This is a genomic window from Mycolicibacterium canariasense (assembly GCF_002101555.1).
In the GTDB taxonomy this organism is placed as follows: domain Bacteria; phylum Actinomycetota; class Actinomycetes; order Mycobacteriales; family Mycobacteriaceae; genus Mycobacterium; species Mycobacterium canariasense.
In genome coordinates, this window is the sequence record NZ_LQOL01000052.1 from 372,656 (window position 1) to 388,378 (window position 15,723).

The following is a 15,723-nucleotide window of genomic DNA, read 5'->3' on the forward strand; positions in this document are numbered from 1 at the left end:
GACGGCCCGCCGGTGCTGACCCCCGCGGTCGTCATCGCCGCCCCCGCGTCGGGCAGCGGCAAGACCACGCTGGCCACCGGCCTGATCGGCGCGCTACGCCGGGCCGGGCACCGCGTCGCGCCGTTCAAGGTCGGGCCGGACTTCATCGACCCCGGCTATCACGCCCTGGCCGCGGGGGTGCCCGGACGCAACCTGGACCCGGTGCTGGTGGGGGAGGATCTGGTCGGCCCGCTGTACCGGCACGGTAGCGCCGGCGCGGACATCGCGGTGGTCGAAGGCGTGATGGGCCTGTTCGACGGGCGCATCGCCGAACACGCCGGCCCGGCCCGCGGTTCCACCGCCCAGGTCGCCGGCCTGCTCGGCGCCCCGGTGGTGCTGGTGGTCGATGCCCGAGGCCAGAGCCAGAGCATTGCCGCACTGCTGCACGGGTTTTCGACCTTCGATAGCACACTGCGGTTCGCCGGGGTGATCCTCAACCGGGTGGGGTCGCCGCGGCATGAGCAGGTGCTGCGGCAGGCCTGCGAGCACGCCGGCGTCCCGGTGCTGGGGGCGGTCCCGCGGGCGGCGGAACTCGAGGTGCCCTCGCGTCACCTCGGACTGGTCACCGCCGTCGAGTACGGCCAGCGCGCGATCGGCGCCGTTGCGGCGATGACGGACCTGGTGGCCCGGCACGTCGACGTGCCCGCCGTGCTGGCGGCCGCCGGCGCCGGTGTCACCGCCGCGCCGTGGAGCCCGGCGACGGCCGAGCCGGTCCGGGACGTGACGGTCGCGCTGGCAGCCGGGCGGGCCTTCAGCTTCGGCTACGCCGAGCACCGGGAACTGCTGGCGGCCGCCGGTGCCGACGTCGTCGACTTCGACCCGCTGGCCGAAGACCTGCCGACCGGCACGTCGGCCGTGGTGATCCCCGGCGGCTTCCCCGAACAGTTCACCGCCGAGCTGTCGGCCAACGCGGCGGTGCGCGCCCAGATCCGCGGGCTGGCCGGCGCGGGCGCCCCGGTGCATGCCGAATGCGCCGGGCTGACCTACCTGGTCGACGATCTGGACGGGGTGCCGATGTGCGGGGTGCTGGCCGGCTCGGCCCGGTTCACCGAGCGGCTGACGCTGGGCTACCGCGACGCGGTGGCGGTGTCCGATTCGGCGCTGCACCGGGTCGGTGAGCGCGTCACCGGACACGAATTCCACCGCACCACAGTCACTTTCGCGGCCGATTACGAACAGGCCTGGGCGTTTGCCGGTCCTGCCACACGCCGGGCGGTCGACGGCGCGGTGCATCGCGGTGTGCATGCCGGGTATCTGCACACCCATCCCGCAGCGCATCCGCGGGCCATCACCCGGTTCGTCGCGGCCGCGCAAACCTTTAAGCTCGGCGCGTGACAGTGAGTGCCGCGGACGCGAGGAGCAATTTGAGTTCGGAGAACGCCTACCTCGTCGGGCTGCGCCTGGAAGGGCGCAAAGTGGTCGTCGTGGGCGGCGGCAGCGTGGCCCAGCGCCGGCTGCCGCTGCTGATCTCGGTCGGGGCCGACGTGCACGTGATCACCCGGGCCGCCACTCCCGCCGTCGAAGTCATGCACCCGATCACGTTGACGCTGCGCGACTTTCGTGACGACGATCTGGAAGGCGCCTGGTATGTGCTGGCCGCCACCGACGATCCGGAGGTGAACGCCGCCATCGTCGCGGGGGCCGAGCGGCGCCGTATCTTCTGTGTCCGCGCCGACGCCGCCCGCGCGGGCACCGCGGTCACGCCGGCCTCCTTCGAGTTCGACGGGCTGACCGTCGGCGTGCTGGCCGGCGGCGAGCACCGCCGCTCCGCGGCGATCCGCACCGCCATCCACGAGGCGCTCGCGGGCGGGGTGATCGGCGCGCAGGCCCCCGACACCGTGCACGAGGGGGTGGCGCTGGTCGGCGGGGGACCGGGCGACCCCGAGCTGATCACGGTGCGGGGCCGGCGGCTGCTGGCCCAGGCCGATGTCGTGGTCGCCGACCGGCTGGCCCCGCCGCAGCTCCTGGCCGAGCTGGCGCCGCACGTCGAGGTGATCGACGCCGCCAAGATCCCGTACGGCCGCGCGATGGCACAGGAGGCCATCAACGACGTCCTCATCGAACGGGCCAAGGCCGGCAAGTTCGTCGTGCGCCTCAAGGGCGGTGACCCGTTCGTCTTCGCCCGCGGCTACGAGGAGGTGCTCGCCTGCGCCGAGGCCGGGATTCCGGTCACCGTGGTGCCCGGTGTGACCAGTGCCATAGCGGTGCCCGCCCTGGCCGGCACTCCGGTCACGCATCGGGCCGTCAACCACGAGTTCGTGGTGGTCAGCGGCCATGTTGCGCCGGGGCACCCCGAATCGTTAGTGAATTGGGATGCGCTGGCCCAGATGACGGGCACGATCGTGCTGCTGATGGCTGTCGAGCGCATCGAGTTGTTCGCCGACGCGCTGCTGGCGGGCGGCCGACCAGCGGATACGCCGGTGCTGGTGGTGCAGCACGGGAGCACCGCCGCGCAGCGCACGGTGCGCGCGACGCTCACCGACGTCGCCGAAACCGTCCGGAGCGAGGGCATCAGGCCCCCGGCGATCATCGTGATCGGGGCCGTCGCCGGTTTCGGCAGTTAAAGGATTCTTAAGATTACTGTAAGGTAACCCGTATGACGGCTCTCAACGACGCCGAGCGGGCGCGCGGAAACAATCGCGCGCTGCCCATGCGTATCGAGCAGGACCGGCCAGGACGCAACAACCGGCTGCCGGCATGGCTGCCGTCCTGGAACTTCATCGCCGCGGTCATGGCCATCGGCGGCATGCAGTTGCTGGCCACCATGGACAGCACCGTCGCGATCGTCGCGCTGCCCAAGATCCAGGACGAACTGGGCCTGTCCGACGCCGGCCGCAGCTGGGTCATCACCGCGTACGTGCTGACCTTCGGCGGCCTGATGCTGCTGGGCGGCCGCCTCGGCGACACCATCGGCCGCAAGCGCACCTTCATCGTCGGCGTTGCGCTGTTCACCATCGCCTCCGTGCTGTGCGGGGTGGCCTGGGACGAGGCCACCCTGGTCGTCGCCCGGCTGCTGCAGGGTGTCGGTTCGGCGATCGCCTCGCCGACCGGTCTGGCGCTGGTTGCCACCACCTTCCCCAAGGGTCCGGCGCGTAACGCCGCCACCGCCGTGTTCGCGGCGATGACCGGCGTGGGCTCGGTCATGGGCCTGGTGGTGGGCGGCGCGCTCACCGAGGTGTCCTGGCGACTGGCCTTCCTGGTCAACATCCCGATCGGGCTGGTGATGATCCTGCTGGCCCGCAAGACCCTGCAGGAAACCGACCGGGCGCCGATGAAGCTGGACGCCGCGGGCGCCATCCTGGCCACCCTGGCCTGCACCGCGGCCGTGTTCGGTTTCTCGATGGGCCCGGAGCAGGGCTGGCTGTCGCCGATCACCCTGGTCTCCGGTGCCGCCGCCGCACTGTTCGGCCTGGCCTTCCTGTACGTCGAGCGCACCGCGGAGAACCCCGTCGTCCCGTTCTCGCTGTTCCGGGAACGCAACCGGGTCGCCACGCTGGCCGCGGTGTTCCTGGCCGGCGGCGTGATGTTCACGCTGACCGTCCTGATCGGGCTGTACGTGCAGGACATCATGGGCTACAGCGCGCTCCGGGCGGGCATCGGCTTCATCCCGTTCGTCATCGCGCTGGGCATCGGCCTTGGCGCGTCCTCGGTGCTGGTGTCCAGGTTCTCGCCCCGCGTGCTGGTCATCGCCGGCGGCATCCTGGTGCTCGGCGCCATGATCTACGGCTCCACGCTCAACGCCGGCATCCCGTACTTCCCGAACCTGGTGCTGCCCATCACCGTCGGCGGCTTCGGCATCGGGATGATCGTGGTGCCGCTGACCGTCTCGGCCATCGCCGGGGTCGGATTCGACGAGATCGGCCCGGTATCCGCGATCGCGCTCATGCTGCAGAACCTCGGCGGGCCCGTCGTGCTGGCCATCATCCAGGCCGTCATCACCTCGCGCACCCTGTACCTGGGCGGCACCACCGGCCCGGTGAAGAACATGAATCCCGCGCAGCTGCACGCCCTGGACCAGGGTTACACCTACGGCCTGCTGTGGGTCGCCGCGGTGGCCGTCCTGGTGGGTGCGGTGGCGCTGTTCATCCGGTACACCGCCGAAGAGGTCGCCCACGCCCAGGAAGTCAAGGACGCGCTGGACGCCGGCGAACTCGACTGACGTTCAGTCGACGCACAGCCGGGGGTTTTAGCCTGGCGCCGTGACCCGGCCGCCCGCACCCACCGACTGATGGGGTGGCGGTACCTCGGCAGCCTGGCGTTGACCCACGGCCCGCTGCCGTCCCTGATCGAGTGCGCCGCCCTGGCGCTGGTGGCGCTGGCCGTCGTCCGTCGCGCGGGCCGGCTCGTGTTCGCGGCCGCCGCGGTCGGCGGCATCGGCCTGGCCGGCGCCGCGTACGCCTACATCGGCTCCGTCGGCATCGCGGGCGACCCGGCCCCGCACCGCCTCTGGCTGTGGATCGCGCTGACCGGCTTCTGTGCCGTCGTCACGGTGCTCGGCTGGCTGCGAGCCCGGTGGTGGCGCCGCGCCGTCTCCCTGGTGGCGGTGCCCGCCTGCGCGCTGTGCGCGGTGCTGCTGGTCAACCTCTGGGTCGGTTACTTCCCGACGGTCGGCAGCGCCTGGAGCCGGCTCACCGACCCGGCCGTGCCCGACCAGGCCGACCGGATGACCGTCACCGAGCTGCAACTGGCGCACGTCCGTCCGGACCACGGCGTGGTGCTGCCGGTGACGATCAGCGCGGCGGCGTCGAACTTCGACCACCGCGACGAGCTGATCTATCTGCCGCCGGCCTGGTTCGCCAGCAATCCGCCGCCCAAACTGCCCACGGTCATGATGATCGGTGCCCAGCTCAACACGCCCGCGGACTGGTTGCGCGCCGGCAACGCGGCGGCGATCATCGACGGCTTCGCCGGCGCGCACGGCGGTAACGCACCGGTCTTCGTGTTCGTCGATCCCACCGGCCGCTTCGACAACGACACCGAATGCGTCAACGGCGCCCGCGGCAACGCGTCCCTACACCTCACCAAAGACGTTGTCCCGTACATGATCTCGAATTTCGGAGTGAGCCAGGACCGCGCCGGATGGGGGATCGTGGGCTGGTCCATGGGCGGCACCTGCGCCGTGGAACTCGCGGTGCGCCGACCCGAGATGTTCAGCGCCTTCGTCGACATCGCCGGTGACCTCGGCCCGAACTCGGGCAGCCGGCAGCAGACCATCGACCGGTTGTTCGGCGGCGACGCCGACGCCTGGGCCGAGTTCGATCCCGCCACCGTGATGCGCAGGCACGGGGCCTACCGCGACCTCTCGGCACTGTTCGTGGTGCCCGACGGCGGCCCCGGCCGCGACCCACTGGCCAATCCCGAGGGGCAGGACGTCGCCGCGCGCACCCTGTGCGGTCTGGGTGGCGGCTACGGGATCGCGTGCACCGTGCAGTCCTGGCCGGGGCGGCACGACTGGCCGTTCGCGGCCCAGGCCTTCGCGGCCACGCTGCCGTGGCTGGCCGGCCGGATCGGCACACCGGGTGTGCCGGCGCAGCCCGTCGGCAGGCCGCACGACGCGTGATGGGGCGGGTTGTGCCGCGCGCTCGGTAGGGTCGGGTGTCATGTCGGCGTCAGACCGTGCTGTCCCGCGCTTGTCGGACCGTGTGCTCGGGGTCGCGATCGTCGCGATCACCGGTATGCAGCTGATGTCGACGCTGGACGGCACCATCGTCATCGTCGCGCTGCCCCGCATGCAGGCCGAGCTGGGCATGTCGGATGCCGCCAAGAGCTGGGTGATCACCGCCTACGTGCTGACCTTCGGCGGCCTGCTGCTGCTCGGCGGCCGGGTCGGCGACGCGATCGGGCACAAGCGGGCCTTCATCTCCGGAGTCGGCGTCTTCACCATCGCCTCGCTGGTGTGCGGGCTGGCCACCGACCCGTACACCCTGATCGCCGCCCGGGCCGTGCAGGGCGTCGGCGCCGCGGTGGCCGCGCCCACCGGCCTGGCCCTGATCGCCACCACCTTCGCCGTCGGGCATGCCCGCAACCAGGCATTGGCGGTGTCGGCGGCCATGCAGGGCCTGGGGTCGGTGCTGGGGCTGGTACTCGGCGGAGCGCTCACCGGGGTGTCGTGGCGGCTGGCCTTCCTGGTCAACGTGCCGATCGGCATCATCATCGTCTGGATCGCGGTGACCAGGCTCGCCGAGACTGGCCAGGCCCGGCTCAAGCTGGACGTCACCGGGGCGCTGCTGGCCACCATGGCCTGTACCTGTGGGGTACTGGTGTTCACCCAGGGCCCGCCGCTGGGCTGGACCGATCCCTGGGTGATCGGCGCCGCGATAGCGGCCGTGGTGTTCTTCATCGCCTTCCTGATCGACGAGCGGGGCACGGACAACCCGCTGGTACCGCTGTCGATGTTCGACAACCGCAACCGGGTGGCCTCCTTCGCCGCCTACTTCCTGGCCGGCGGGGTGATGCTGACGCTGAGCGTGATGATCGGTCTGCTGGTGCAGGACGTGCTCGGTTACTCGCCGTTGCGGGCCGGGATCTGCTTCATGCCGTTCGCGCTGGCGTTCGTGGTCGGCAACGTGGTGGCCACCCGGCTGGCGCCGCGGGTGGCACCGCGCTGGGTGATCATCGGCGGCGGCGCGCTGGTGCTGGCGGCGATGCTGTTCGGTTCCACGCTGGACCGGTCCATCCCGTACTTCCCCGACCTGTTCCTGCCGGTGGTGGTCGGCGGCGCCGGCATCGGCGTCATCTCGGTGATCCTGCCGTTGTGCACGCTGGCCAAGGTCGGCCCCCGCGAGATCGGCCCGGTGTCGTCGGTGACGCTGATGGTCTACAACCTGGGTGGGCCGCTGGTGCTGGTGGTGATCCAGGCCGTGCAGACCTCACGCACCCTCTACCTCGGCGGCACCACCGGACCGGTCGGGGAGATGACACCGGCGCAGCTGGACGCGCTCGGCCACGGCTACACCTACTCCCTGCTGTGGATCGCCGCGATCGCTGTTCTGGTCGGGGTGGCCGCCCTGTTCATCGGGTTCTCCGCGCGGGATATCGCGCGGGCCCAGCACACCAAGGAAGCCGTGGACGCGGGGGAGCTGTGACCGACGAAACAGCTACGACCGACGAAACAGCCACGACCGACGAAACAGCCACGACCGACGAAACAGCCACGACCGACGCGGCCCTGCCCACCCGGCAGCAGATCTCCGATGCCGTCGCGGCCGCGGGCTGGCGGCTGGTGCTCGGCGCGTTGTACACCGAGGTCCGGGTGCCGTCGCTGGCCGAGGCCGCCGCGGTGGCGGCTTCGGCGGCGAGGGCGGCCGGGTCTGCCGAACGGCACCACCTCGGCATCGATCTGCGGGCCGACCGCGCGGTGCTGCGGCTGCGATCGCCGCTCGGCGTGACCGACGGGGATGTCCGGATCGCCAAGGCGATCTCTGCCGCGCTCGCCGCGGACGGTCACGCCACCACGGCGGGCGCGGTGTCGGTGCAGGCGCTGGAGATCGCCATCGACGCGCTCGACATCCCCGCGGTACGACCGTTCTGGAAAGCCGTCACCGGTTATGTCGACGAGACCGGCCCCTCGGATCTGACCGCCGGCCTGGTCGACCCCACCGGTCGCGGCCCGACGATCTGGTTCCAGCAGATGGATGCGCCGCGGGTGCCGGGCGGGCAGCAGCCGCGGAATCGCCTCCACCTCGACGTCGACGTCCCGCACGACGAGGCCGAGGCCCGCCTGGAGGCGGCGCTGGCGGCCGGCGGCCGACTGCTGTCCGACCGGCGCGCACCCGCCTTCTGGGTGCTCGCCGACGCCGAAGGCAACGAGGCGTGCGTCTGCACCTGGCAGGGGCGTGATTGAGCCATCCGACTAGGCTGGCCCGCTGTGATCACCCGGATGTCCGAACTGTTCCTGCGCACCCTGCGCGATGATCCCGCCGATGCCGAGGTGCCCAGCCACAAGCTGCTCATCCGCGCCGGGTACGTCCGCCCGATCGGGCCGGGTCTGTACAGCTGGCTGCCGTTGGGGCTGCGGGTGCTGCGCAAGATCGAGGGCATCGTCCGCGCCGAGATGAACGGTATCGGCGGGCAGGAGATCCTGTTCCCGGCGCTGCTGCCGCGCGCCCCGTACGAGACCACAAATCGGTGGACAGAGTACGGCGACAACGTGTTTCGGTTGCAGGACCGCCGCAAGAACGACTATCTGCTCGGCCCCACCCACGAGGAGCTGTTCACCCTCACCGTCAAGGGCGAGTATTCGTCCTACAAGGATTTCCCGGTACTGCTGTACCAGATCCAGACCAAGTACCGCGACGAGGCGCGGCCGCGCGCGGGCATCTTGCGCGGGCGCGAGTTCGTCATGAAGGACTCCTACTCCTTCGACATCGACGAGGACGGCCTCAAGACCGCCTACCACGCGCACCGCGAGGCGTATCAGCGCATCTTCGGCCGGCTCGGCGTGAAGTACGTGATCGTGTCCGCGGTGTCGGGTGCGATGGGCGGCAGCGCGTCCGAGGAGTTCCTGGCCGAGAGCCCGATCGGTGAGGACACCTTCGTGCGGTGCCTGGAGTCCGGGTACGCCGCGAACGTGGAGGCGGTCATCACCGCCGTTCCGGAGGCGCGCCCGATCGACGGATTGCCGGCGGCCGTCGTGCACGACACCCCGGACACCCCGACCATCGCCACCCTGGTCGACTGGGCCAACGCGACGCTGCCGGGGACCACCACCGCCGCCGACACGCTCAAGAATGTGCTGCTCAAGGTGCGGGAGCCGGGCGGCGATTGGGAACTGCTGGCCATCGGCATCCCCGGCGACCGTGAGGTCGACGACAAGCGCCTCGGCGCCGCGCTGGAACCCGCCGAGTACGCCTTGCTCGACGATGCCGATTTCGCGGCCAACCCCTTCCTGGTGAAGGGGTACATCGGCCCGAAGGGGTTGCAGGCCAACGGCGTTCGCTACCTGGTGGATCCGCGGGTGGTGGACGGCACGGCCTGGATCACCGGTGCCGACGAGTTGGGCAAGCACGTGGTGGGTCTGGTCGCCGGACGTGATTTCACCCCGGACGGGACCATCGAGGCGGCCGAGGTGCGCGACGGCGACCCGTCCCCGGACGGTGCCGGTGTGCTCACCTCGGCGCGCGGTATCGAGATCGGGCACATCTTCCAGTTGGGCCGCAAGTACACCGACGCGTTCGCCGCGGACGTGCTGGGCGAGGACGGCAAGCCGGTGCGGTTGACCATGGGCTCCTACGGCATCGGGGTGTCCCGGCTGGTCGCGGTGATCGCCGAGCAGCACCACGACGAGCTGGGGCTGCGCTGGCCGGCGTCGGTGTCGCCGTTCGACGCGCACGTGGTGATCGCCAACAAGGACACGGCCGCGCGGGCCGGCGCCGGTGAGCTGGCCGCCGAGCTGGATCGGCTGGGTCTTGAGGTGCTGCTCGACGACCGCACGGCCTCCCCGGGCGTCAAGTTCAAGGACGCCGAACTGCTCGGGGTGCCGTGGATCGTGGTGGTGGGGCGCGGCTGGTCCGATGGGGTGGTCGAGCTGCGCAACCGGTTCACCGGCGAGACCCGCGAGATCGCGGTGGACGGGGCGTCGGCCGAGATCTCGACCCTGCTCCGCGGGTAGCCCCTACTCGCTGCCGCCCGGGAACGCGAGCGTGACCGGGGCGGCGCCGAGCACCTGGCTCCACCGTGCGGCCAGCACCGCGCTCTGGGTCAGCGCGGTCACCGCGAACGCGCGGTCCTCGGTGGAGGTGGCTTGTTCGAGCACCGCGCGCCAGGCCACCGCGGTGTCCTCCTCCATGCGGACCGCCAGCTGGGCGGCCTGGGTCGGATCGGACACCTCCAACGGCAGCTGGTAGCCCACGGCGGGCAGCGGGACGGCCGCCTTGCGGGCGGTCAGCCGGGCGATCGCCTGCTCGCGCCGCTCGCGGTGCTGGGCCATGGCATCCGATACCAGGTCGTTCTCATCCGGTGTGGAGTGCGCCGACACCACGCCGTAGCCGTAGATGACGCCGTGCTCGGCGGCCACGGCGTCGAACAGTGCGGCGTCGGCCGGATCGCCGGGCCGGTTCGGGTCGGGCGCCGCCGACTCCGGGGTCTTGGTGGTCGACGGTGTCGGCTGGGGCGAGGTCATCGGGCCTGCCCGGGGTCGGCGAGGGCCACCTCATAGGACGCCGTGCAGGCCGCGGCGATGGAGCCGAGCAGCCCGGCCCGGTATCCGGACAGCGTGGTCGCCAGCTGCGCGGCGCTCTCGGCCGAGGTGTGCAGGGCCGCGGTCACGTCGGCCACGGTCGGGGCCGGGGCGGGCGCGCCCGACGTGGACCCCGAGGCGGCCCCCGAGGCGGCCCCCGAGGCGGCCGTGGTGGCCGTCGCGGCGGTGGTCGGTGTCTGGCCGCCGGTGATCCGGGTGATCTCGTCGGACAGCGCCCTGGCATGGGCGGCACGCACCGAGGCCACGGTGGTCAACGCCGGCACCAGCCGCGGCCGCGCCGTGGTGGCGGCCAGTCCGGCCAGCCGGCTGTCGGCGTGCGCGCGCTCGAATTGCGCTACCAGATCGGCGAGTTCGGGTGGCGGGGGTGCGGGTGCGCAGGCGGCCGTGCCGAGCGCGGTCAGGACCACGCCGGCGGGAAGTGCGGTGACCAACAGCCGCCGGCGAGAGATCGTGGGCAAAGCGCTCGGCACGCCCACATCCTGCCATGGTGGGCGGGGTGGTTCGTCCGTCCGGCTGTTCGTTTGGCCAAAGCGCCGGCACGCCTGGCGTATCGTTTGGTAACCGATTCCTCGGGCCATGCCCGCGGAATGTGTCCGCACAACTCAAGATGAGGAGCTCGCCGTGGCACCGGATGTCCCGCTGCTGCCGACGCAACAGCAAGTGCTCGAGCTACTCGACGGTGAGTTCGCGCGCGCGGGTTACGAAATCGAGGACGTGGTGATCAACGCGTCGGTCCGGCCGCCGCGCATCACCGTCGTCGCCGACGGCGACGACGGCTTGGACCTGGACACCATCGCGGCCCTGTCGCACACCGCCTCACAGGCGCTCGACACGCTCGACGGCGCCGGAGCGGCGCCTTACGTGCTGGAAGTCACATCGCGTGGGGTCGATCGGCCGCTGACCGAGGAGAAGCATTTCCGGCGCGCACGCACCCGCAAGGTGGAAGCGGTGCTCACCGACGGTTCGTCGGTGACCGGGCGCATCGGCCACACCGGCGACGGCGCCGTGCACCTCGTGGTCAACGAGCGCGGCAAGCTGTCGGTCCGGGTGATCCAGCTCTCTGATATCACCAAAGCTGTTGTACAAGTTGAGTTTTCGCCGCCCAATCAACGTGAATTGGATCTGGTGGAGCAGTCTGGAAAGGGGAGCGACGCGTGAACATCGATATGGCGGCGCTGCACGCCATCGAAGCCGACAAGGGCATCTCCGTCGACGTCGTCGTCGAGACCATCAAGTCGGCCTTGCTCACGGCCTATCGGCATACCGAGGGTCATGAGGCCGACGCCCGGATCGACGTCGACCGCAAGACCGGCGTGGTGAAGGTGATCGCCAGGGAGTGCGATGCCGACGGCAACCTCATCAACGAATGGGACGACACCCCAGAGGGTTTCGGCCGTATCGCGGCCACCACGGCGCGCCAGGTGATCCTGCAGCGACTGCGCGATGCCGAGAACGAGAGGATGTACGGCGAGTTCGCCGCGCACGAGGGCGATATCGTCGCCGGCGTCGTGCAGCGCGACGCGCGGGAGAACACCCGCGGCAACGTGGTGGTGCGGGTCGGGACCGAGGCCAAGGGTTCCGACGGCATGATCCGGCCGGCCGAGCAGGTGCCCGGTGAGCGCTACGAGCACGGCGACCGGCTGCGCTGCTACGTCATCGGCGTCAGCCGCGGGGTCCGGGAGCCCAAGATCGAGCTGTCCCGCACCCACCCCAATCTGGTGCGCAAACTGTTCGCACTGGAGGTGCCGGAGATCGCCGACGGCTCGGTGGAGATCGTCGCGGTCGCGCGCGAGGCCGGTCACCGGTCCAAGATCGCCGTGACCTCCAAGGTGCCCGGGCTGAACGCCAAGGGCGCCTGTATCGGGCCGATGGGCCAGCGGGTGCGCAACGTGATGAGCGAGCTGTCCGGGGAGAAGATCGACATCATCGACTTCGACGCCGACCCGGCGCGGTTCGTCGCCAACGCGCTGTCCCCGGCCAAGGTGGTGTCGGTGACGGTCATCGACGAGACCACCCGGGCGGCCCGGGTGGTGGTGCCGGACTTCCAGCTGTCACTGGCCATCGGCAAGGAAGGGCAGAACGCCCGGCTCGCGGCGCGGCTCACCGGGTGGCGGATCGACATCCGCAGCGACGCCGCCGAGCCGGGAACCGCGTGAGGCCGGCCGTCCCCGACACGCGATTCTGTCTGCGCGAACGGTGACGGTAGACTGAACCGTGATCCAGCGCGAGACTCCGATTTCCCAGCCTCGTGCGCACCGTAGCCCTGATGGACCGGTGCGGACGTGTGTGGGTTGCCGGAAGCGAGAGTTGGCCGTCGATCTGCTTCGGCTGGCCGCTGTCCTCGACGGGCCCGGCCATTACGCCGTAACCGTCGACTCAGCGGGTAGCCTGCCTGGGCGGGGTGCGTGGTTGCATCCCGACCGGCAATGCCTCGAAGCGGCGATCCGGCGGCGGGCCTTCGCCCGAGCGTTGCGGATCACCGGTTCACCGGAGATTTCCGCGGTGGTCGAGTACGTCGAAGCAATTCGGGCACCCGACCGCCACGGGCTAGAGAACAGGTAGCGAAGAACATGAGCACACCGTGAAGTCCCGATGACCATGCGTCATAGCTAAACCCGAGGCGCGGCCCTACTACCGCTGTCGCCTCCAGACGAGGAGATGTAGTGGCAGGTAAGGCCCGCGTACACGAGTTGGCCAAGGAACTCGGTGTCACCAGCAAGGAAGTGCTCGCCCGACTTAGTGAACAGGGCGAATTCGTCAAGTCGGCATCGTCGACGGTAGAGGCCCCGGTGGCCCGCCGGCTGCGGGAATCGTTCGGCGGCGGCAAGCCCGCCAAGAGCGCTCCCGCGGCGAAACCGGCCGCATCGTCGGGTGGCGCCCCGGTACCGGGCCCCCGGCCCGGTCCGAAGCCGGCCACCGCCGCCCCGGTCACCCCGCCGCCGGCGGCTCCGGCGGCTCCGGCGGCCTCCGCCCCGGTCGAGGCGCAACCCGCGCAACGCCCGGGTCCGCGCCCCGGCCCGGCGCCGACCCCGGCCGCCCCCGCACCGGCCGCTCCTGCGGCATCGGCTACCCCGGCCGCCCCAACTGGGCCCGCCGATGCCCGGCCCGGCCCGCGTCCCGGCCCCAAGCCGGCACCGCGTGCCCCGCGCGTCGGCAACAACCCGTTCTCGTCCCAGCAGCCGGTCGAACGTCCGGCTCCGCGCCCGGCGGCCGGTCCCGGCGGTCCGCGCCCCGGCCCGGGTGCCGGTGGTCCCCGTCCGGGCCCGCGGCCCGGTGGCGCCTCGCCCGGCAACATGCCGCCGCGTCCGCCCGGCGCTCGTCCCGGTGCCGTCGGCCGTCCCGGTGGTCCGCGTCCCGGACCCGGCGGCGGTCCGCGCCCCGGTCAGGGTGCGCGTCCCGGCGGTGGCGGCGGTAACTACCGCGGCGGTGGCGCCGGTGGCGGTGCTGGTGCTGGTGCCGGTGCCGGCGGTGGTTTCCGCGGTCGCCCCGGTGGCGGCGGTGCGCCCGGTGGTGGCGGTGGCCGCCCCGGTCAGCGCGGCGGTGCCGCGGGTGCCTTCGGTCGCCCGGGCGGTGCCCCGCGGCGCGGTCGCAAGAGCAAGCGCGCGAAAAGGGCCGAATACGAGAACATGCAGGCCCCGGTCGTCGGTGGTGTGCGGTTGCCGCACGGCAACGGCGAGACCATCCGGCTGGCCCGCGGCGCGTCCTTGAGCGATTTCGCCGACAAGATCAACGCCAACCCGGCCTCGCTGGTGCAGGCGCTGTTCAACCTCGGTGAGATGGTCACCGCCACCCAGTCGGTGGACGACTCGACGCTCGAGCTGCTGGGCAGCGAGATGAACTACGTCGTGCAGGTGGTGTCCCCCGAGGACGAGGACCGCGAGCTGCTGGAGTCCTTCGACCTCACCTACGGCGAGGACGAGGGCGGCGAAGAGGACCTGCAGTCCCGGCCGCCGGTGGTCACCGTCATGGGTCACGTCGACCACGGCAAGACCCGACTGCTGGACACCATCCGCCAGGCCAACGTCCGCGAGGGCGAGGCCGGCGGCATCACCCAGCACATCGGTGCCTACCAGGTCAGCGTCGAGCACGACGGCGCCGAGCGGCTCATCACCTTCATCGACACCCCGGGTCACGAGGCGTTCACCGCCATGCGTGCCCGTGGTGCCAAGGCCACCGATATCGCGATCCTGGTGGTCGCCGCCGACGACGGCGTCATGCCGCAGACGGTGGAGGCCATCAACCACGCGCAGGCGGCCGACGTGCCGATCGTGGTGGCGGTCAACAAGATCGACAAGGAAGGCGCCGATCCGCAGAAGATCCGGGCGCAGCTCACCGAGTACAACCTGGTGGCCGAGGATTACGGCGGCGACACGATGTTCGTCGACATCTCGGCCAAGCAGGGCACCAATATCGAGGCGCTGCTGGAGGCCGTGCTGCTGACCGCCGATGCGGCGCTGGACCTGCGGGCCAACCCCGACATGGAGGCCCAGGGTGTGGCGATCGAGGCGCACCTGGACCGCGGTCGCGGCCCGGTGGCCACGGTGCTCATCCAGCGCGGCACCCTGCGGGTCGGCGACTCGGTCGTCGCCGGCGACGCCTACGGCCGGGTGCGCCGCATGGTCGACGAGCACGGCGAGGACGTCGAGGAGGCGCTGCCGTCGCGGCCGGTGCAGGTCATCGGCTTCACGTCGGTGCCCGGTGCCGGTGACAACCTGCTGGTGGTCGACGAGGACCGCATCGCCCGCCAGATCGCCGACCGGCGCAGTGCACGCAAGCGCAACGCGCTGGCCGCGCGCAGCCGCAAGCGGATCAGCCTGGAGGACCTGGATTCGGCGCTGAAGGAAACCAGCCAGCTGAACCTGATCCTCAAGGGCGACAACGCCGGTACGGTCGAGGCGCTCGAGGAGGCCCTGCTGGGCATCCAGATCGACGACGAGGTGGAGCTGCGCGTCATCGACCGCGGTGTCGGTGGTGTCACCGAGACCAACGTCAACCTGGCTTCGGCCTCGGACGCCATCATCATCGGCTTCAACGTCCGGGCCGAGGGCAAGGCCACCGAGCTGGCCAACCGCGAAGGCGTGGAGATCCGCTACTACTCGGTGATCTACCAGGCCATCGACGAGATCGAGAGCGCGCTCAAGGGCATGCTCAAGCCGGTCTACGAGGAGAAGGAGCTCGGCCGCGCCGAGATCCGCGCGATCTTCCGGTCGTCGAAGGTCGGCAACATCGCCGGTTGCCTGGTGCAGTCGGGCATCATGCGGCGCAACGCCAAGGCCCGCCTGTTGCGCGACAACGTCGTGGTGGCCGAGAACCTCACCATCTCGTCGCTCAAGCGTGAGAAGGACGATGTCACCGAGGTGCGCGACGGGTACGAGTGCGGTCTGACGCTCACCTACTCCGACATCAAGGAGGGTGACGTCATCGAGACGTACGAGCTGGTCGAAAAGGCGCGGGTGTGACGATGAGCGGTTCCGTGACGAGGAGAG

Annotated in this window: 13 protein-coding genes; 11 read left to right on the forward strand and 2 right to left on the reverse strand. The window is 71.1% G+C overall.

What is annotated here, in order from left to right:
• Positions 1–12 precede the first annotated feature (12 nt).
• From AWB94_RS17760 to AWB94_RS17790, 7 genes are all read left to right on the forward strand, one after another.
• Positions 13–1,374 carry a cobyrinic acid a,c-diamide synthase CobB gene (locus AWB94_RS17760; protein ID WP_062656453.1) on the forward strand — a complete coding sequence of 454 codons (1,362 nt, stop codon included), beginning with the start codon at positions 13–15 and terminating at the stop codon, positions 1,372–1,374.
• Positions 1,375–1,403: 29 nt separating this feature from the next.
• The gene (cobA, locus tag AWB94_RS17765; RefSeq protein WP_062656620.1) at positions 1,404–2,603 is read left to right on the forward strand and encodes a uroporphyrinogen-III C-methyltransferase; all 1,200 of its coding nucleotides are present in this window, start codon (positions 1,404–1,406) and stop codon (positions 2,601–2,603) included.
• 32 nt (positions 2,604–2,635) lie between these two features.
• Positions 2,636–4,198 carry an MFS transporter gene (locus AWB94_RS17770; RefSeq protein ID WP_084395109.1) on the forward strand — a complete coding sequence of 521 codons (1,563 nt, stop codon included), beginning with the start codon at positions 2,636–2,638 and terminating at the stop codon, positions 4,196–4,198.
• A gap of 69 nt (positions 4,199–4,267) precedes the next feature.
• The gene (locus AWB94_RS17775; protein ID WP_062656454.1) at positions 4,268–5,599 is read left to right on the forward strand and encodes an alpha/beta hydrolase; all 1,332 of its coding nucleotides are present in this window, start codon (positions 4,268–4,270) and stop codon (positions 5,597–5,599) included.
• A gap of 40 nt (positions 5,600–5,639) precedes the next feature.
• Entirely contained in the window at positions 5,640–7,124 is a 1,485-nt protein-coding gene (locus AWB94_RS17780; RefSeq protein WP_062656455.1) for an MFS transporter, read from the forward strand.
• An 83-nt stretch (positions 7,125–7,207) separates the two neighbouring features.
• Positions 7,208–7,882 carry a VOC family protein gene (locus AWB94_RS17785; protein ID WP_062656622.1) on the forward strand — a complete coding sequence of 225 codons (675 nt, stop codon included), beginning with the start codon at positions 7,208–7,210 and terminating at the stop codon, positions 7,880–7,882.
• Between the two features lie 24 nt (positions 7,883–7,906).
• On the forward strand, positions 7,907–9,649 hold the full coding sequence (locus AWB94_RS17790; protein ID WP_062656456.1) for a proline--tRNA ligase: 1,743 nt from the start codon (positions 7,907–7,909) through the stop codon (positions 9,647–9,649).
• Between the two features lie 3 nt (positions 9,650–9,652).
• On the opposite strand, the gene AWB94_RS17795 is transcribed toward AWB94_RS17790, so the two are convergent.
• Positions 9,653–10,159, reverse strand: coding sequence for a ferritin-like domain-containing protein (locus AWB94_RS17795; RefSeq protein ID WP_062656457.1), 507 nt, complete (start codon positions 10,157–10,159; stop codon positions 9,653–9,655).
• Positions 10,156–10,707: a hypothetical protein gene (locus AWB94_RS35540; protein ID WP_062656623.1), complete on the reverse strand. Its 552-nt coding sequence runs from the start codon at positions 10,705–10,707 to the stop codon at positions 10,156–10,158. The genes AWB94_RS17795 and AWB94_RS35540 overlap by 4 nt, the downstream gene beginning before the upstream one ends.
• Before the next feature lie 151 nt (positions 10,708–10,858).
• Between AWB94_RS35540 and rimP the strand changes: the two genes are divergently transcribed.
• The 4 genes from rimP (at position 10,859) to infB (ending at position 15,696) form a co-directional block, all read left to right on the forward strand.
• On the forward strand, positions 10,859–11,395 hold the full coding sequence (gene rimP, locus AWB94_RS17805) for a ribosome maturation factor RimP (RefSeq protein ID WP_062656624.1): 537 nt from the start codon (positions 10,859–10,861) through the stop codon (positions 11,393–11,395).
• Positions 11,392–12,393 carry a transcription termination factor NusA gene (gene nusA, locus AWB94_RS17810; RefSeq protein WP_062656458.1) on the forward strand — a complete coding sequence of 334 codons (1,002 nt, stop codon included), beginning with the start codon at positions 11,392–11,394 and terminating at the stop codon, positions 12,391–12,393. The genes rimP and nusA overlap by 4 nt, the downstream gene beginning before the upstream one ends.
• 130 nt (positions 12,394–12,523) lie before the next feature.
• Positions 12,524–12,799, forward strand: coding sequence for a YlxR family protein (locus AWB94_RS17815; RefSeq protein WP_234811772.1), 276 nt, complete (start codon positions 12,524–12,526; stop codon positions 12,797–12,799).
• Positions 12,800–12,900: 101 nt separating this feature from the next.
• Entirely contained in the window at positions 12,901–15,696 is a 2,796-nt protein-coding gene (infB, locus tag AWB94_RS17820) for a translation initiation factor IF-2 (RefSeq protein ID WP_062656459.1), read from the forward strand.
• The last annotated feature ends 27 nt before the right edge of the window (positions 15,697–15,723 follow it).

Coding starts and splice junctions, on each gene's coding strand:
- AWB94_RS17795 (WP_062656457.1), bottom strand. CDS start 10,159: ATGACCTCGCCCCAGCCGACACCGTCGACCACCAAGACCCCGGAGTCG.
- AWB94_RS17780 (WP_062656455.1), top strand. CDS start 5,640: ATGTCGGCGTCAGACCGTGCTGTCCCGCGCTTGTCGGACCGTGTGCTC.
- AWB94_RS17770 (WP_084395109.1), top strand. CDS start 2,636: ATGACGGCTCTCAACGACGCCGAGCGGGCGCGCGGAAACAATCGCGCG.
- AWB94_RS17775 (WP_062656454.1), top strand. CDS start 4,268: ATGGGGTGGCGGTACCTCGGCAGCCTGGCGTTGACCCACGGCCCGCTG.